At 65.5% G+C, this 16804-nt stretch carries 14 protein-coding genes; 5 read left to right on the top strand and 9 right to left on the bottom strand.

Annotated features, from left to right (window positions below):
• The first annotated feature begins 25 nt into the window (after positions 1 to 25).
• Positions 26 to 1855, top strand: a complete 1830-nt coding sequence (cysC, locus tag MUB56_RS01560) for an adenylyl-sulfate kinase (RefSeq protein WP_244930163.1) — start codon at positions 26 to 28, stop codon at positions 1853 to 1855.
• Entirely contained in the window at positions 1852 to 2847 is a 996-nt protein-coding gene (locus tag MUB56_RS01555) for a sulfite exporter TauE/SafE family protein (RefSeq protein WP_244930162.1), read from the top strand. Before cysC ends, MUB56_RS01555 begins: the two co-directional genes overlap by 4 nt.
• Here the strand turns inward: MUB56_RS01555 and MUB56_RS01550 are convergent.
• Entirely contained in the window at positions 2832 to 3998 is a 1167-nt protein-coding gene (locus MUB56_RS01550) for a nucleotide sugar dehydrogenase (RefSeq protein ID WP_244930161.1), read from the bottom strand. The two genes, MUB56_RS01555 and MUB56_RS01550, sit on opposite strands and share 16 nt — an antisense overlap.
• Positions 3999 to 4233: 235 nt before the next feature.
• On the opposite strand from MUB56_RS01550, the gene cysD reads away from it, so the two are divergent.
• The 3 genes from cysD (at position 4234) to MUB56_RS01535 (ending at position 7426) form a co-directional block, all read left to right on the top strand.
• Positions 4234 to 5148: a sulfate adenylyltransferase subunit CysD gene (gene cysD / locus MUB56_RS01545; protein ID WP_244930160.1), complete on the top strand. Its 915-nt coding sequence runs from the start codon at positions 4234 to 4236 to the stop codon at positions 5146 to 5148.
• Positions 5148 to 6422 (top strand): GTP-binding protein, encoded by a 1275-nt coding sequence (locus MUB56_RS01540; RefSeq protein ID WP_244930159.1) that lies wholly within the window; start codon positions 5148 to 5150, stop codon positions 6420 to 6422. Before cysD ends, MUB56_RS01540 begins: the two co-directional genes overlap by 1 nt.
• Before the next feature lie 161 nt (positions 6423 to 6583).
• Positions 6584 to 7426 (top strand): glycosyltransferase, encoded by an 843-nt coding sequence (locus MUB56_RS01535; RefSeq protein WP_244930158.1) that lies wholly within the window; start codon positions 6584 to 6586, stop codon positions 7424 to 7426.
• 13 nt (positions 7427 to 7439) lie between these two features.
• Here the strand turns inward: MUB56_RS01535 and MUB56_RS01530 are convergent, their stop codons facing one another.
• The 8 genes from MUB56_RS01530 to MUB56_RS01495 all read right to left on the bottom strand — a co-directional run bounded on the left by MUB56_RS01530 (position 7440) and on the right by MUB56_RS01495 (position 16787).
• The gene (locus MUB56_RS01530) at positions 7440 to 8282 is read right to left on the bottom strand and encodes a glycosyltransferase (protein ID WP_244930157.1); all 843 of its coding nucleotides are present in this window, start codon (positions 8280 to 8282) and stop codon (positions 7440 to 7442) included.
• Positions 8279 to 9379: an O-antigen ligase family protein gene (locus tag MUB56_RS01525; RefSeq protein WP_244930156.1), complete on the bottom strand. Its 1101-nt coding sequence runs from the start codon at positions 9377 to 9379 to the stop codon at positions 8279 to 8281. The genes MUB56_RS01530 and MUB56_RS01525 overlap by 4 nt, the downstream gene beginning before the upstream one ends.
• A 278-nt stretch (positions 9380 to 9657) precedes the next feature.
• Positions 9658 to 11130: a lipopolysaccharide biosynthesis protein gene (locus MUB56_RS01520; RefSeq protein ID WP_244930155.1), complete on the bottom strand. Its 1473-nt coding sequence runs from the start codon at positions 11128 to 11130 to the stop codon at positions 9658 to 9660.
• A 36-nt stretch (positions 11131 to 11166) separates the two neighbouring features.
• A complete protein-coding gene (locus tag MUB56_RS01515; RefSeq protein ID WP_244930154.1) occupies positions 11167 to 11931 on the bottom strand; it encodes an SDR family NAD(P)-dependent oxidoreductase in 765 nt (254 codons plus the stop codon).
• A 121-nt stretch (positions 11932 to 12052) separates the two neighbouring features.
• Positions 12053 to 13795 carry a 2-succinyl-5-enolpyruvyl-6-hydroxy-3-cyclohexene-1-carboxylic-acid synthase gene (gene menD, locus MUB56_RS01510; RefSeq protein WP_244930153.1) on the bottom strand — a complete coding sequence of 581 codons (1743 nt, stop codon included), beginning with the start codon at positions 13793 to 13795 and terminating at the stop codon, positions 12053 to 12055.
• Positions 13796 to 13802: 7 nt separating this feature from the next.
• Positions 13803 to 15017, bottom strand: a complete 1215-nt coding sequence (locus MUB56_RS01505) for a polysaccharide pyruvyl transferase family protein (protein ID WP_244930152.1) — start codon at positions 15015 to 15017, stop codon at positions 13803 to 13805.
• A gap of 37 nt (positions 15018 to 15054) precedes the next feature.
• Complete coding sequence (locus tag MUB56_RS01500) at positions 15055 to 16011, bottom strand: NAD-dependent epimerase/dehydratase family protein (RefSeq protein ID WP_244930151.1); 957 nt, start codon at positions 16009 to 16011, stop codon at positions 15055 to 15057.
• The gene (locus tag MUB56_RS01495; RefSeq protein WP_244930150.1) at positions 16008 to 16787 is read right to left on the bottom strand and encodes a WecB/TagA/CpsF family glycosyltransferase; all 780 of its coding nucleotides are present in this window, start codon (positions 16785 to 16787) and stop codon (positions 16008 to 16010) included. Before MUB56_RS01495 ends, MUB56_RS01500 begins: the two co-directional genes overlap by 4 nt.
• Positions 16788 to 16804 lie beyond the last annotated feature (17 nt).

Raw genomic sequence — 16804 nt, 5'->3', positions numbered from 1 at the left:
GAGCGCGCGTGCCAGGATGGCGGCCGTGCCTCCTGCCGTCCCGCAGCATTGCCCTACCCCTCGCGAGCTCGACGACCTCGAGCTCCTCGTCTCGGGGGCGCTGCACCCCACGCGTCGATACGGCGAGCCCGGCAGCCTGGTGACCCTGACCCTGCCGCCGGCCATCGACGCGGTTGTTCGCGAGGCGGGGCAGGTCGAGCTGGTCGACCCCGAGGGTCTGCCGTTGGCTCGGGTGACGGTGCCCGGTGGCGAGATCGAGCCGCTGACGCACGCGCAGTTCGGTCCGTTCCGCCATCTCTATCTCTCACCAGCCGATGCCCGTGCACGCCTGGCCGGGCGTACGTTCGTGCCGGTCACCGATGCCCTGACGACGGGCCTGGTCGAGGCGCTTCGCTCCCAAGGTCCGGTCGCGCTGGTGGCGCTGGTCGGTGCCGGCACGCCCGAGCTGTCTCCGGTCGCGTTGATCCGGGCCACTCTCCGCGCTGCCGATCTGCTCGACGACGCCGCGGTGATCGCGGTCCCGCTCGCGTCACACGACGACCCCGCGGCCGACCACGAGCTGTGCGTTCGCGTTTTGTCGAACTACGCCGGACCGGACGCTGTCATCGGGCTCGTGGGGGCGGGCGAGGACGACGAGCTGCCGCCCTCGGTGGCGGAAGTGGTCGAGCAGGACCAGCCGCCTGCTGACCGGCAGGGACTGGTGCTCTTCTTCACCGGCCTGTCCGGCAGTGGCAAGTCCACCCTCGCGCGGGCGCTGATGGACCGACTTCTGGAGCAGGGTATCCGGACGGTCACCAGCCTCGACGGCGATGTCGTACGCCGGAACCTCTCGGCCGGACTGACCTTCTCCAAGGTGGACCGGGAGACCAACATCCGCCGGATCGGCTGGGTCGCCGCCGAGATCTCGCGGCACGGCGGCGTGGCCGTCTGCAGCCCGATCGCCCCGTTCGACGAGACGCGGCAGCAGGTCCGGACGATGGTCGACGAGGCCGGGGGAGCGTTCTTCCTCGTCCATGTCGCGACCCCGCTCGAGGAGTGTGAGCGCCGCGATCGCAAGGGGCTCTACGCGAAGGCGCGGCGGGGCGAGATTCCGGAGTTCACGGGAATCTCCTCGCCGTACGAGGTGCCTGCCGACGCGGATGTCGTCGTCGACACCACCGGGCGCAGCATCGAGGACGCGCTCGAGGACGTGGTCGTCGGGCTGCGGGATGCGGGATATGTCGATCTGACGGGCCCTACGGACGCTGCGGTGGTTTCGAGGCTCGTCGCTGGCGCTCCTCGCACCTCAACCAGCGTGGGTCCTGACGGCGCACCCCTCAACGTCCTCTTCGTCTGTACGGCGAACATCTGCCGCTCGCCGTTCATGGAGCGTCTGGCCCGCCACCTCGCGGGCCCGGATGCGTCGATCGTCTTCACCAGCGCCGGCACGCACGGCTTTCGCGAGCACCCGATGGATGACGTGATGGCTGCGACCATGGGCACACGGGGTGTGGCCGACGACGGCTCGTTCGCCTCGCGGCCTCTGGACCGCGACATCCTCGAGGCCGCCGATCTGGTGCTGACGGCTGAGGCGGCGCACCGCACCTTCATCCTCGACGAGCAGCCGCAGCTGTTCCGCAAGGTCTTCACGCTCGGACAGTTCGCCGAGACCGTCGGGGTCCTCGACCCGGCGCTGTCGGGCCGGGACCTCATCGCCGAGGCGGCCCGTCGGCGCGGGGCGGCCGATGCACAGCTGGACGTGCGCGACCCCTACCGGCAAGGACCCGAGGCGGCCGAGACCGCGGCGGCCGGGATCGAGACCATGCTGCGCGTGGTCGTCCCGGCGCTGACCGGAGCCCGCGAGGCCACCGCGTGAGTGACCTGGTCACGATGACCGCCCTCTCGATCCTGGTCGCGGGATTCCTCGTCGGGATCGTGGTCGGGCTGACCGGGATGGGCGGCGGCGCGCTGATGACCCCGGCGCTCATCTTCCTGGGTGTCGGCGAGACGGCGACGGTGGTGACCGCCGACCTGACCGCGGCCGCGATCTACAAGTCCGGCGGCGCCGTGGTGCACGCTCGAGAGGGCTCGCCCAACCTGAGCCTGGCGAAGTGGCTGGTCATCGGCTCAGTGCCGATGGCGCTGCTGGGACCGCATGTCCTCGCCTGGTTCACCGATCCGGACGAGCTCGACCAGGCGCTGATCATCAGCATCGGTGTCGCCCTGCTGTTGGCGGCCTCGACGTACGCCCTGCGGCTCTACCTCAACCTGCGCCGGGTGCGTGCCGGCGGACCGACCGGCGACCCTAACCCTCCCGTGCGACCGATCCCGACGCTGCTCGTCGGCGCCCTCGGCGGCCTTCTGGTTGGCATCACCAGCGTCGGCTCGGGCTCGGTGATCATGGTGGCGCTCCTGATGCTCTACCCCGGACTGTCCGCGGTGAAGCTGGTCGGCACCGACCTGGTCCAGGCCGTTCCGTTGGTGCTGGCTGCCGCCATCTCCAACATCGCCCTGAACGGCATCGACTTCGGCATCCTGATCCCGTTGGTGGCCGGCTCGGTGCCCGGCACCCTGATCGGCAGCGCGATCGCGCCGCGGGTCCCGCAGTCCTACATCCGGCGCGGCATCGTCGTCGTGCTGACGATGTCGGGCGTCGCGCTGCTCGACAAGTCCAGCTGGTCGGTCCTCGGGGCCCACGAGACGCACCCGCTGCTGATCGCAGGCGTGGGCGTCGCGACGCTCGTCCTGGTCCCGCTGGTGTGGGGATTCCTGCGCAAGGAGCAGGGGCTTCCGATGTTCGGCGCCCCGACCGTCGCCCAGTTGGAGGACCCGGACTACCAGGCCCGCGAGAGTCAGTCGCGCCCGTAGATGTCCCGGGTGTAGACCCGATCGCTAACGTCGGCGAGGACGTCGGTACGCCGGTTCGCCACGATCACGTCGGACCGCTTCTTGAACTCGTCGAGGTCGCGCACCACCTCCGAGTTGAAGAAGAGGTCGTCCTCAAGCGCCGGCTCGTAGACGAGAACCTCGACGCCCTTGGCCTTGAGTCGCTTCATGACGCCCTGGATCGACGACATCCGGAAGTTGTCCGAGCCGGCCTTCATGATCAGGCGGTGGATTCCCACCGTCTGCGGTTCGCGTCGCAGGATGTCCGCCGCGATGAAGTCCTTGCGGGTGGTGTTGGCCTCGACGATCGCGCTGATCAGGTTCTGTGGCACCTCGCTGTAGTTGGCCTTCAACTGCTTGGTGTCCTTGGGCAGGCAGTAGCCGCCGTACCCGAAGCTCGGGTTGTTGTAGTGGTTCCCGATCCGCGGGTCCAGCCCGACACCTTCGATGATCTGGGCGGTATCGAGGCCGTGGGTGAGTGCATAGGTGTCGAGCTCGTTGAAGTACGCCACGCGTAGCGCCAGGTACGTGTTGGCGAAGAGCTTGATCGCCTCGGCCTCGGTGGAGTCGGTGAGCAGCACCGGAACGTCCTTGGACTCCGCGCCCTCGACCAGGAGGTTGGCGAAGGCCCGCCCGCGCTCTCCCCGATCGCCGACCACGATCCGCGAGGGATACAGGTTGTCGTAGAGCGCCCGGCCCTCGCGGAGGAACTCCGGGCTGAAGATGATCGCCGCGTCCGGGTGCTCCTCGCGCATCCTCGCCGTGAACCCGACCGGGACCGTCGACTTGACGATCATCGTCGCGGCCGGCGCCAGTTCCAGCACGTCGGCGATCACGGCCTCGACCGACCGGGTGTCGAAGTAGTTGCTCCGGTCGTCGTAGTCGGTCGGCGTCGCGATGACGACCAGCTCCACGTCGGCGTACGCCTCGCGCTTGTCGAGGGTGGCCAGCAGGTTGAGTGGCCGCTCGGCGAGGTACTCCTCCAGCTCGGGGTCCTCCAGCGGCGACTCGTGGCGGTTGACCATCGCCACCTTGTCGGGGTCGAGGTCGATGGCTCGCACCTCGTGGCGCTGGGCGAGGACGACTGCATTGGAGAGGCCGACGTACCCGATTCCTGCGATGGCGATCTTCACCGTCCGAGCCTACGGTGCCGTTAGGGTGGCGCGTACGACGTACCGGCGACATTCACGGGAACGTCACACGGGACCGAGCACGCGGGGACCAGCCGACGAGACCGAGCCCACCCTTCGGGACTCCGTCGACGCAGTGCTAGTGAGCCAACACACTGGGAGTTGTCCGGTTTGAGGGCGCCGGCGCGCCGGCGGATACGATGACCGCTGCTGTCCCGACGAGAGGTCCCCGTCAGTCATGACCGAAACGCACGCCGACTACCGGCTGAGTCAACTCGACCAGCTGGAGGCGGAGTCGATCCACATCTTCCGTGAGGTCGCCGCCGAGTTCGAAAAGCCAGTCCTGATGTTCTCGGGTGGCAAGGACTCCATCGTGATGCTCCGACTGGCCGAGAAGGCCTTCTATCCGGCGAAGATCCCGTTCCCGGTGCTGCAGATCGACACGGGTCTCGACTTCCCCGAGGTCCTCACGACCCGCGACAACTGGGTCAACCGCCTGGGCGTCCGGCTCGTGGTGGCCAGCATCGATGACGCGATCGCCAACGGTGTCGTCGTCGACGACGGCAAGACGAGCCGTAACCGGATGCAGATCGGCACCTTGTTGAATGCGATCGAGGAGAACGGCTTCACGGCCGCCTTCGGTGGCGGGCGCCGCGACGAGGAGAAGGCCCGCGCGAAGGAGCGGGTCTACTCGCACCGCGACGAGTTCGGTCAGTGGGACCCGAAGATGCAGCGTCCGGAGCTCTGGAGCCTCTACAACGGCCGGCTCCACGCGGGCGAGCACATGCGGATCTTCCCGATCTCGAACTGGACCGAGCTCGACATCTGGGACTACATCGGCCGCGAGGGCATCGAGATCCCCGACATCTATTTCTCCCACCAGCGCCGCGTGTTCGAGCGCGACGGCATGCTGATGAGCGAGACGCCGCTCAACCCGCTCCGCGAGGGCGAGGTCGTCGAGGAGCGCACGGTGCGGTTCCGCACCTGCGGCGACATCTCTCTGACCGGCTGTGTCGAGTCCACCGCGTCGACCATCCCCGAGATCATCGACGAGATCTCCGTCGCCACGCTCACCGAGCGCGGCGCCACCCGTGGTGACGACCGGTTCTCCGAGGCCGCCATGGAGGACCGGAAGAAGGAAGGCTACTTCTGATGAGCACCATCAAGAGCGACCGGATGGACCTGCTCCGGTTCGCCACTGCCGGCTCGGTCGACGACGGCAAGTCGACCCTGATCGGGCGCCTGCTGCTGGACTCCAAGTCGATCTTCGCCGACCAGCTCGAGGCCGTCGAGGCCACCAGCCAGTCCAAGGGGTACGACTACACCGACCTCGCGCTGCTGACGGACGGGCTGCGCTCGGAGCGTGAGCAGGGCATCACCATCGACGTGGCGTACCGCTACTTCGCGACGCCCAACCGCAAGTTCATCATCGCCGACACCCCGGGCCACGTGCAGTACACCCGCAACATGGTCACCGGCGCCTCGACGGCCGATCTAGGCCTGGTGTTGGTCGACGCCCGCAACGGCCTGACCGAGCAGTCGCGTCGGCACGCGGTCATCCTGAGCCTGCTGCGGGTCCCGCACCTGGTGCTCGCGATCAACAAGATGGACCTCGTGGACTACTCCCAGGAGGTCTACGAGAAGATCCATGCCGAGTTCACCCAGTTCGCGACCAAGCTGAACATCCCCGACCTCGAGGTCATCCCGATCTCGGCCCTGGCCGGCGACAATGTCGTGAACCGCTCCGAGAACATGAGCTGGTACTCCGGTCCCACCCTCATGCACCACCTCGAGCACGTGCACGTCGCCTCCGACCGCGACCTCATCGACGCCCGCTTCCCGGTCCAGTACGTCGTGCGCCCGAAGTCGGAAGAGCACCACGACTACCGCGGCTACGGCGGCATGGTCGCCGGCGGTGTGTTCAAGCCCGGCGACGAGGTCGTCGTGCTGCCCAGCGGCATGACCTCCAAGATCGCCGGCATCGACCTCTTCGACCGCGAGATCACCGAGGCCTTCCCGCCGATGAGCGTCACCATCCGGCTCGAGGACGACGTCGACGTCTCCCGCGGCGACATGATCGCGCGCGTGCGCAACGCGCCGCAGCCCAGCCAGGACATCGACGCGATGATCTGCTGGATGACCACCACCCCGCTCAAGCCGCGGCAGAAGCTGGCCATCAAGCACACCACCCGCACCGCCCGGGCCCTGGTCAAGGACATCCAATACCGCCTGGACGTCAACACGCTGCACCGCGACCAGGAGACCAAGGAGCTCGGCGTCAACGAGATCGGCCGCGTCCAGCTGCGCACCACCGTGCCGCTTCTGTGCGACCCGTACTCGCAGAACCGCACGACGGGGTCATTTATCCTGATCGACGAGGCGACTGGTGTGACCGTCGGGGCAGGGATGATCAACAGCGGCACCTGACTCGACCTGGCGCCGCACGCACCAGAAGTATGGGGCGCCACTGGACACCGACTCCTCGGACCTAGCCAGGCACCAGTAGTCGGACCAGCCGGCCTGACTCCGGGCCACCGCTACGCTGGACGTGTCGGTTCGGATAAGAGACCGGAAGAGAGCCATAGGGGATGCCGCAGCTCGTCGTCGCCATGCCAGTTCGTAACGGTGGGCACCACTTGCGTCGCGCCCTACGCTCCACATTGCGGGCGCTGCCCGCGGACGCTCAGTTGGTCGTCTGCGATGACGGCAGCTCCGACTCGACCCCGCAATCTCTGGGCGCATTCGCGGACAGCCGGCTCGTGATTCTCCGCAACGAGCGGTCGATGGGGGTCTCGGCCACGCTCAATCGCATCATCGACGAGACGGACAGCCAGTACGTCGCTCGGATGGATGCCGACGACGTCTGCTTTCCTTGGCGGTTCAGGCTCCAGCTGCGGCAGGCCCAGGGAGCCGCAGCGGTGTTTTCGAGCGTCGTTCTGATGCGTGGCATGCTCTTCAAGCCTCAGGCGCCGATCCGCCTCAGTACTGACGTACTCCGGGTGAGCCTCCTGATGTCCAACCCGTTGTCGCACCCGACCGCGTTCCTTACACGCGCCGCCGTCGAGACAGTCGGGGGTTATCGGGACACACCAGCGGAAGACTACGACCTCTGGCTGCGATTGCTCGCCCATGGATACAAGGTTGAGCGCTTCGCCCCGCCCACCATCGCCTATCGCATTCACGATGGTCAGGTCACGCGCTCCCCGGAATGGATGGCGAAGCGGGAGCAGGATGCGATTCTGCGCGAGTCGTACGAAGAAGAGGCAGGCGAGAATGCGCCCTGGTTCGCGCAACTGCGGCGATCGCAGATCACCTCGGAATGCGACCAGGGGGGGATGGAGCGCCTTCTCCAGATCGTGGGAGAGCGAGGCTCATCGCTGAGTATCGCGGAGCGGACCTTCTTGCGGTGGCAGACCGACCGAGTTCTCTAGCGCGGGCATCGGTTCATCGAGAACCGCGACGACTGGATGGGCGAACCAGAGCGGCTCTCGTCCGGCCAGCGAGAACGCCCCACTTTCCGACTGCAGCATGTCGCTTGGACGGGTCGATCGTGGCGCGTACCAGGAACGCGAGCGATCGGACGGCGTTGACGGTCAGGTCCGACCAGGAGGACCTGATCCCGCGTTGAAGTGCGAAGGCGACGTCGTACTGGCCGTAGGTCAGGCTCTGTCGCCAGGTCGCACGGTACGAGGTTCGGAGGCGGTAGTGAACAACGGCTGCGGGGTCAAAGCCGATGTCGTTACCCAGCTCCTGCGCCCGCCAGCACAGGTCGGTGTCCTCGCAGGCGCGGAGGCCCTCGTTGAATCCGTTGAGATCCTCCAGCAGTTGGCGTGAGACGCCCAGGTTCGCCGACGGGAGGAACGGTAGATGTCCGAACTTGGTCGGGAGCCCTTTCGACCAGTCGTGGACCCAGCGCCCCCGCCCCTGACGATTGAGCAGGTCGTAATCGAGAGGACCCCCGACGATCGCATGGCTGACGGAGAGTTCGCCAAGGCGCTGCACCCACTCCGACGAGACCACGTCGTCCGCGTCGCAGAAGAGGATCACCTCTCCGGTGGCCGATCGCCACCCGGCATTGCGTGCCGCCGACGGCCCAACGACCGCCGTTGAGTCGATCACCCGGAAGCGGGGAGGCAGGTTGGTCGCTCGGAGGGATCCCAGCGCCTCGACCGTGTTGGCTGATATCACAACCTCGAAGTCAGTGTCGGTACGTTGGTGTGCCAGCGCCTCGATCTGATCCAAGAGGTCTTGATCGAAACCACCGACAGGGACAACGACCGAGATCATGTGCGCTCCGTGCTGCTCGTGCTTAGGAGCGTCGCCGCTCCGTCCCGTTGGAATCTCCGCGCACCCATAGCTAGTCCGAGGAGAGCGGCGAGAAGAAAATCGGCGGCAGTGTAACGAAGGAGATTCGACTCAGAACCGTTGAGTACCACGAACACGAGGAGACCGACGGTCAGTGGGCCGAGTGGATGCAGGGCCTTCGATAATGAGACGCCCATGCGCAGACCACTGACAAGGATCGCGGTCGCCAAGGCCAGCCCAACGACGCCCGTCTCGACCAGGATCTCGATCGGCATGCTGTGGGCGAACGTTCCAAGTGGCTGGATGTACGACGTGGTTCCGAGACCATGCCCCCAAATTGGTGACTCGCGCCAGATGTCCACCAGCTGCACCCAGTTGACGATTCGCCAGGTGAAGCTGTCGGATGCTGCCGCTGTATTCAGCGAATAGTCGATCGACACTGACCTGAACTCTGCAATCCTGCCGAACACCGACGTTCGGGTCAGCCCGGCGAGCGCGATCAATCCCGATAGCAACAGGGTGATCCAGCGCGTCGTTGCGGAGGCGCGTGCATTGAAGAGGACGATCGCGCCGACGCCGCCTGCGAGCCCGATCACGCCACCCAGAGACTGCGTGATCAGCAACCCAAACAAGTTAAGCAGGGCCACCAGCGCAGCTGATCGCGAGCGGGTGACGATCCAGAGGCCGAGACCGGCAAGCGCTGCGACCGCGAAGTAGGCACCGGCGGCGTTGGAGTGGCTGAAGGTGCCTGCGACGCGGCCCGTCGCGTTCGTTGCCCATGGCGCGGAGGCGAGACCTCCGGCAACGCTGATGAGGGCTGCTGGCAGGCAGCTGATCACATAGAAGCGTGTGATCTCCCTGGTCGTGACTGAGCGGGAGGCCGCAAGCGCGAACAAGGCGCCAAGGGCCATGTAGCGGACGAAGTCGCCGAAGAGCACGGTCGACAAACCGAACGTGACGAAGCCTTGCAGGCTCAGGAGAGCGAGGACGTACGCCGCCGGCACCAGGAGACCGGCCGTGCTGTGATCGAACTTGCGCACCATGACGATCGGGAGCGCCAGGACCGCGACGGCAATCATGATCGAGAGGAGGGAACTGGGCAGCAGCGAGCTTGTGAACCCACCGGCACCAACGTCGGACACTGATCTCGCTGCGACGGCCGCCGCGAGAACGTCCCACCTGGTGATTGTTGGCGCTGCGGTCACATCGGCCTTATGGGGCGATGTGGCGTAGACGTCCGCTCTCGGCCGCCTCGTGACAGACCGCCGAGAGGGGACGGCCGTGCGCACTGCTGCGGTCCGATCATGCGCCCCAGCATAGGCACTCACTCCCCGCCGGGAGCTCGCGTCAACCTTCTTCACGGCTCGACCACTGGCGACGTCGCACGCGTCCGGAGCGCTTGTGCGATCGATGCGACTCCAGCGAGCTCACGACGACCTCCGGGTGCAAGCACCAGGAGAAGGCCGAATATGACGGTGCTGAGCAGGGTTCCCAAGCCGATGGCGGCGAGCGCCGTAAGGGCGCTCTGGTCGAGGACCCACGAACTAGCGGCGAACGATCCTCCGGCTGCCAGCAGAAGACGAGCGCCGTTGAGGCCGAACTGCCAGGAGTAGTCGCGGGAGATGCGGAGCATCCACACCAAGTTGAACGGCCAGGTGAGTGCCCGTCCGATCGCGTAGGCCCACGCGACCGCCTCGACACTCACGAATGCGGCGCCGAAGACGAGGACGATCTGTAGGGGCTTACTGATCGCGTTGCTGAGCAGGAGCTCCTTCGACTGATTCTCGACGAGGTAGGTCCAGTAGTTGGTCTGGCTCAAGGCTCGGAACGCGCCACCGATCGCCAAGATCTGTAGCAGCGTGACCACGTTCGACCATTGTTCTCCCAACAGCGCGGGAACCAGCCACGGCGCAGTAGTGGCGGTCACCAGGAGGACCCAGATCACCAGGCCACATAGTCCGAGCTGCACACGCAGGAGGATCTGGCTCGCGCGCTTTCCCTCCTCGACAGCGCGGTTGACGGTTGGGACGATGACGCGCACCAGCGGGTTGAACGCAGTGTTCAGTGGCGCCATGAACAATTGGAACGCGCGGTTGTAGAAGCCCAGGACCGATGGTCCGAAGTGCCAGCCGATGACCAGGGTGTCGACGTTGTCTGCGGCGTATCCCAGTAGCTGGGCACCGCCGAGGTGTCCACCGGCGCGGAGGAGTTCTCTGGAGCCGCTGTTCCTCCGAGGTCTGCTTGGTAGCCACCTCGCCATGAACAGCAGAAGGAGGAGAGAAAGGACCGCGCTCCCGACGGCCTGGAGCACCAGCGCCCAGTAACTCAGGCCCGCGACCGCTCCCACGATGCCGATACACAAGCCTGCCAGTCGCGCCACCACGTTGGCGATCACGATGTCGGTGAAGCGCATTGCTCGGGCGAGCCGGACCTGGTACTGCGCTTGAAGCCCGCTCACGAGGAGTACGAGCGCCATCGTCGGGGCCACCAGGGAAAGCCTGGGCTCATCGTAGATTCCGACCAGGAGCGGGGTCGCCACGACCAGGGCCACGCCAGCCGCGGTGCTGAGCGCGGCTGACACCCAGAAGATGTTCGATGCCTGCTGGTGACTGAGCGACTTGGCCTGGAGCGCGGCGGCGGGCATTCCCATGTCACGAAGCAGCTCGCCGAAGGCCATGAAGACAAGCACGAGTGCGAACAGGCCGAAGTCATCCGGGCTGAGTAGGCGCGAGAGGGCAATGGTCCCCGCGAGCTGGATCAGGAGCAGCGCGCCCTGGCCGCCGAGGGTCACGCTCGCGCCGCGAACGCCGCGCTGCAGGGTGTCACTCATCGCGTGTGTGCGCCCGCGCGCGCTGAGAGTGTTCGATCATGAATCGCCGAACAGGCCGAGTGATCGTCCGCCATCGACGATGAAGTTCTGACCAGTGATGAAGGCAGCACGGTCACTGACCAGGAAGGAGGCGAGTTCAGCAACGTCCTCAGAGGTTCCAATTCGCCCGAGCACGTTCTTCGCCCTCTCCTTGGTGATCTCCGATTCGAGCAGGTCGCCGCGCGGGATGACTCCCGGCGACAGACAGTTGATCGTCACGCCCATCGGCCCGAGCTCAAGCGCTGCGGATCGTGTGTAGCCGAACAGTGCGGCCTTGGTAGCGGCGTAGTCGGAGAAGCGTGCCTTGCCGCCTACACCGACGGTCGATCCGATCAGCAGAATGCTGCCGGGTGAACCGCTGGCCACCATCGTGGCGCTCGCCCGCATGGTGCACATCATGGCGGCTCGGAGGTTGGTGGCGACGATCTCGTCGATGACGTCCAGGCTCTGCTCCCATAGGAGGGCGTGAGCCTCGCGTGAGCTCCCCCCGGCGTTGTTGACCAGAATGTCCAGGTTCGGGACGCCGGCGAAGAATGCGGTGACCGCTGCGTCCGAGAGCAGATCGACCTGATGGGCCTCGGCTGAACCGTCGAGCGACTCGATCTCACGGATGACGTCGGAGAGCCGGGCGGCGTCCCTCCCCAGGACATGCACGTGTGCGCCATGGGTGGCGAGACGGATACAGATGGCCCGGCCGAGGGCCCCGCTTCCGCCAGTGACGACGGCTACCTTCCCGGCGAGTGGACGCTCGGTTTCAGTCACCACCAATTCGTAGGGCCGCGCAGTTGCGACTCGACCGAACCGCCTGCGCAGGGGTGCGGTGATGCTCGACCTGAGGCGTCGAGTCGGGCTTCGTGCCATCAGTTCCTCCTTGTTCGGGGACTCAGCGAAGGCCGAGTCGTCGCAGTACCTTGCCCCCAAGGCGACGGATCTTCTGACTCGTGGAGAGCCCAGTGCTCACGCCGAAGATTGCCGCTTGATAGGCCTTGAACTGCTCGATATCAGCAACCTTCTCGGTGAAGATCTCCACTACCACGCCATCGATGCGCGTCGCATCGGTGAGCTGAGCGATGGCGGCCGCAACCTCAGCATCCGTCCGGACAGCGGAGTAGGTGATGCCCAGTGACTCGACCCACCCCTTGGCAGTCGCGGCGTGACCGGCCGAAATGTGGCGGGCTCCCTGTTCAGCACGGTCGGGCGTCAGAGGCGCGGCGTGCATCAGTGCTCCGCCACCGTTGTTGATGAGCAGGATCCGCAGGTTCCGTGCGCGATCACGGATCCAAAGTGCGTTCATGTCGTAGAAGAACGACAGGTCGCCGACCAAGAGAAAGTTGAGGCGTTCATCTGCGGCTGCGAACCCCAAGGCCGTCGACATTGAGCCGTCGATACCGTTGACTCCGCGGTTCGACAAGACAGTGATGCTCGGATCGAGGTCGTAGAGATGCGCCATTCTGATCGGAGCGCTGTTGGCGAGGTGCAGGACACAGCCCGCTGGAAGGGACTTTAGGAACGCCGAGATGACCGCCAGCTCGCCGTAGGGTTCATCGGGCTCCGGGACAGCTAGCGCTATCTCACGGACCGCACTCGCGTAGCTGCGCCCGCGGCTCGCAGCGACTTGGGCGCCGACGGCATTGGTGAAGAAATGAGCAGCCCCACACTGGAAGACGTCAGTCAACCTCTGGAACGGGTCGACGACCTCTCCGTCCGGATGCACACGCCAGTGCTCGACCGAAGCGCCGACGATGAGCCGCTTCAGCTGATCCACGAAGAACGTGTTGCCACCGACGGTGATGACAATGTCGGGGACGAGCTGCGGAGAGCGAGAGGCGCCGCTCATCAGGAGGGCGTATGGCCGGGGGATGCGCGAGTCGTGATCGACAGCCGACAGGTGGTCCACCATAACCGCGACGTCATAGGCGTCGGCGAACTGCTTGAGAGCGTCCTCGACACGAAGATCGCGCGATGCGCCCTGACCCCAGACAACCAGAACGCGCTTTCCGTCGAGCCGCTCGGCCACTGCCGCCCATTCGTCGGGCGAGGGCTCTTCGCTACGGCGGATTACCCGTACCCGAGGCAAAGTGCTGGTCGTATAGGTGACGCCCTTGGAATGGCTGGCGATCGGAATGTTCAGGTGGACCGGCCCGCCGCCTGCGTGAGTGAGAGCGAGGAGTGCCGTGTTGATGGACCGATTGTTGTACCAGCGATCCAGATCGGAACCCCCTGCCCGGAGAAGCGCCCGGCTTCGGACGGAGTTCTTGAAGAGCTCCGTCTGATCGATCATCTGGTCCTCCATCTGACCCAGTAACTGAGGCAGTCGGTCAGCCGTCATGACCAGGAGTGGGAGACGTTGGTAAAACGCCTCGACGACCGCGGATCCCAGATTGACGGCCGCTGTCCCTGAGGTGCACAGCGTGGCAACAGGGGACCTCGACGCTTGAATCAAGCCGAGCGCGAAGAATCCCGCCGACCGTTCGTCGACGACCGAATGGAGCGTGAAGTAGTCGTCGCTCTCCAGGCTCCTCGCAATCGGGTAGTGCCGTGACCCGGGGGCAATGACGACACGGCTTACGCCGTGGCTCTTCAGGAGGGCTAGGAGCTCTAGGATCAGTGGGTCGTCGGAGTACACGGGCGCATCATTCCTCGGGGCGTTCGGAAGAAGGTGGAAGATCAGCCTGAACCGGGCTCTTGAGCCCCACAGCGAGGAAGTCCAAAGCTCTCTTGCGTTCGGACTGAAGTCTGGCGTTGACATCCGGCCAGTTGATCGACCCCTCAGAGGCGATTTGCGCTGCGTGCCGGTCTGTCACCAGCCGGTTCCGTAGCCCGAACAAACGAAGGATGGTGTCGAATCGAGCGGTGCCGCGCTCGACGTTCGGAATGACCAGGAACGGCTTGTTGAATAGGATCGCGAACACGGTCCCGTGGAACGAGTCGGTGATGATGAAGTCGGCCGAGCTGAGGTCAGTCAGCCACTCCTCCACACTCGGGTACCAGTATCGCGAGGGGTCGGCCCGCACCTGACGATAACCGGGAATTGTCATCGGCAGGATCTGTCGAGCCGGAACCCCGAGACGTTGGGCGCAGTCCTCGACGATCGCACGTTTGGTCTCGTCCCAGTCGAGGACGTAGGTGACAAGCCCTCCATCGGTTCGCTCGGCCGCAGACAATTCGTCCACGTAGCGGCTTGCGGGGATCAGCATCGTGGGATCAACCATGCGGGTTGCCTCGACCCCCCACAGTTGGCGGCATGCTGCGACTCCCGAGTCCTCGCGTACCGAGACTGAGGTGAGGGACGCAGCGGCGGATCGATGGTTCTGGAGTCGGGGTGACGGCGTGTCCACGCCGAACGACGCGGCAAAGGCGATCCGGGGGCCTGGGTGATCAGCTGGGACGCCATCAAGAAGGTAGGAGGCGACATCCCCGTAGTCGGCACGCCAAATCTGATCGCTTCCGACGACGAAGGCATCGGTCGCGCGCACGAGGTCCAGGTCGATTCGGCCACCCTCGTCATATAGGTGCGCGGTTTCCAGACGGTCGAGGAACTGCAAAATTTGCTGGTGTACATAGGGGCGCAAGGCTCGCTTGGTGGCGGGCTCTGGGGCCCAACCTTTCGGCGCCCAATGTGCGACCAGCAGCTCTGCTCGGCGCCGGAAGCGCCGTCGGAGCCTCTCTGGCGGCAAGACGGTGGTTGAGAGATCGACGGCGGCCTCGTAGCCCAGGTCCCTCAGCACCTGCTGCAACGCCCAGGCCTGGAGGATCCCTCCGTAGTTGCCGGTGGACAGCGGAAGTGTGCGCACAAGCACACGCTGGCTGTGACCGCCATTCTCGGGCCGACTGATCTGCGCCGTCATAGGCTCGCCGTGCGACGACGCGAGGCAGTGTGAGTGATCATCCTTGGACTTGCTCGAGGGTCCACGTGAGGTGATTCGCAAGGCCGGCTTCGAGCGAGACGGCGCTCTTCCACCCGGTGGCTGCCTCGAATGCCTCGGTTGATCCTCCGGTTCGGCGTACGTCGCCGTCCACAGCGTCCGTTCGTTCCACATTCAGCTCGTGTCCGGAGAGCTCCTTGATGATGGCGAGCACCTCATTCACGGTGACGGAAGAGCCGCCTGCCACGTTGTACACAGCACCTGGCGGAACCCCGTCGGCGGTGGCCGCCCGCACGTTCGCGTCGACGATGTCGGCGACATACGTGAAGTCGCGCACCTGCTCGCCGTCGCCGTAGATCGTGATGATGCCGCCGGTGACTGCTGCCCGGAGGAACCGGGTGAAAGCCATGTCCGGCCGCTGTCGCGGCCCGTAGACGGTGAAGTAGCGCAGGGACACCGTCGGCACCCCGAAGTTCTTTGCATACAGCACGCACAGGTGCTCGGCGGCCAATTTGGTGACGCCGTACGGGCTGCGGGGCATCGGCCGGTCGGTCTCGAGGGTGGGGTACGTCTCGGCGTCGCCGTAGACGGATGAGGACGAGGCATACACGAGCCGCTCGAGTCGAGGCGCAGTTCGAGCAGCCTCCAACAGGCGCTGGGTGGCCGCGATGTTTGCATCGATGTATGCCGCGAAGTCCTTGCCCCAGGAAAGCCGGACCCCAGGCTGGCCCGCCTGATGGAAGACATGGGTCACATTTCTCAGGATCAGTTCCAGATCGGCAGTGTTGAGGTCGCCCTCGACAAACGTGAACCGGTCACCATGAACCTGGACCTGAGCAAGGTTCGCCGCCTTCAGGGCGTTGTCGTAGTAGTCGGTGAAGCTGTCTATCCCGACAACCTCGTGGCCGTCGATGAGCAGCCTCTCTGCCAGGTGACTGCCGACGAATCCGGCGACACCGGTGACCAGTGCTCTCACTTCACGTTCCTTTCGAGGAGGGACCGGACTACGATTGGGAGGAACCGGGGCCCCTTCACCAGATAACGGCGCCAGAGACGATGAGGTTCGAGGGCAAGTCGCCACGTCCACTCGAGACCGAGTATCTGGATGATGCGTGGTGCGCGCTTCTTGGTTCCCGCGACGAACTCGATGGTCGCACCCGCGCCGACGTAGACGGCCGGAGGTAGGTGGGCGGCCCAGGCCTCGAACCACAGTTCCTGCTTAGGCGAACCGAGGCATACGAAGACGATGCTTGGGACCAGCGTGGTTAGCTCCTCGATCGTCCTGCGAGAGGCAGGGGCGTCGGGGGTCGAGAGGAAAGGGACGGGAAGTGCTGCAAAGGTGTCATCGGCATATGCGTGGCTCGCTTGCAGCCTGTCGAGGGCCAGTTTGCAGAGGTCCGAGTCGCCGCCGATCAGCACCACGCGCCAACCGCGGGCGAGCGCGACCGAAGCGCAGATCCCGATGAGGTCGGACCCGGAGAACTTCTGGACGTTCTTGAAGCCGATCAGACGGGCCAGCCACAAGAGGGGCGCTCCGTCAATGAGCCGCAGGACCGCGCGCTCGTAGACCTTCGCGTATCGATCGTCCTCGCCCAGGTTAATCGCATGATCAACGTTCGGCGTGACCACAAGTTCTGGCGTACCGCTCCGGCTCCAGGAATCCAGGCAGTCGACGAGCTCGTCGCGTGTACCGACGAAGAGTGGTGAGCCCCCCAAGAGAAGGTCACCTTCTAGTGACCGGCGAACGCTCACGGGCCGGGCCGGATCCG

This window comes from Nocardioides sp. W7, from assembly GCF_022919075.1.
Classification (GTDB): Bacteria; Actinomycetota; Actinomycetes; order Propionibacteriales; family Nocardioidaceae; genus Nocardioides.
The sequence above is the reverse complement of the archived record's forward strand: the minus strand, read 5'-3'. Positions and strand labels throughout refer to the sequence as shown.

Bases quoted from the DNA above. Each gene is read 5' to 3' on its own strand.
- MUB56_RS01505 (WP_244930152.1), bottom strand. From the start codon at position 15,017: ATGACGGCGCAGATCAGTCGGCCCGAGAATGGCGGTCACAGCCAGCGT.
- MUB56_RS01525 (WP_244930156.1), bottom strand. From the start codon at position 9,379: ATGATTGCCGTCGCGGTCCTGGCGCTCCCGATCGTCATGGTGCGCAAG.
- MUB56_RS01535 (WP_244930158.1), top strand. From the start codon at position 6,584: ATGCCGCAGCTCGTCGTCGCCATGCCAGTTCGTAACGGTGGGCACCAC.
- MUB56_RS01530 (WP_244930157.1), bottom strand. From the start codon at position 8,282: ATGATCTCGGTCGTTGTCCCTGTCGGTGGTTTCGATCAAGACCTCTTG.
- MUB56_RS01520 (WP_244930155.1), bottom strand. From the start codon at position 11,130: ATGAGTGACACCCTGCAGCGCGGCGTTCGCGGCGCGAGCGTGACCCTC.
- cysD (WP_244930160.1), top strand. From the start codon at position 4,234: ATGACCGAAACGCACGCCGACTACCGGCTGAGTCAACTCGACCAGCTG.
- MUB56_RS01540 (WP_244930159.1), top strand. From the start codon at position 5,148: ATGAGCACCATCAAGAGCGACCGGATGGACCTGCTCCGGTTCGCCACT.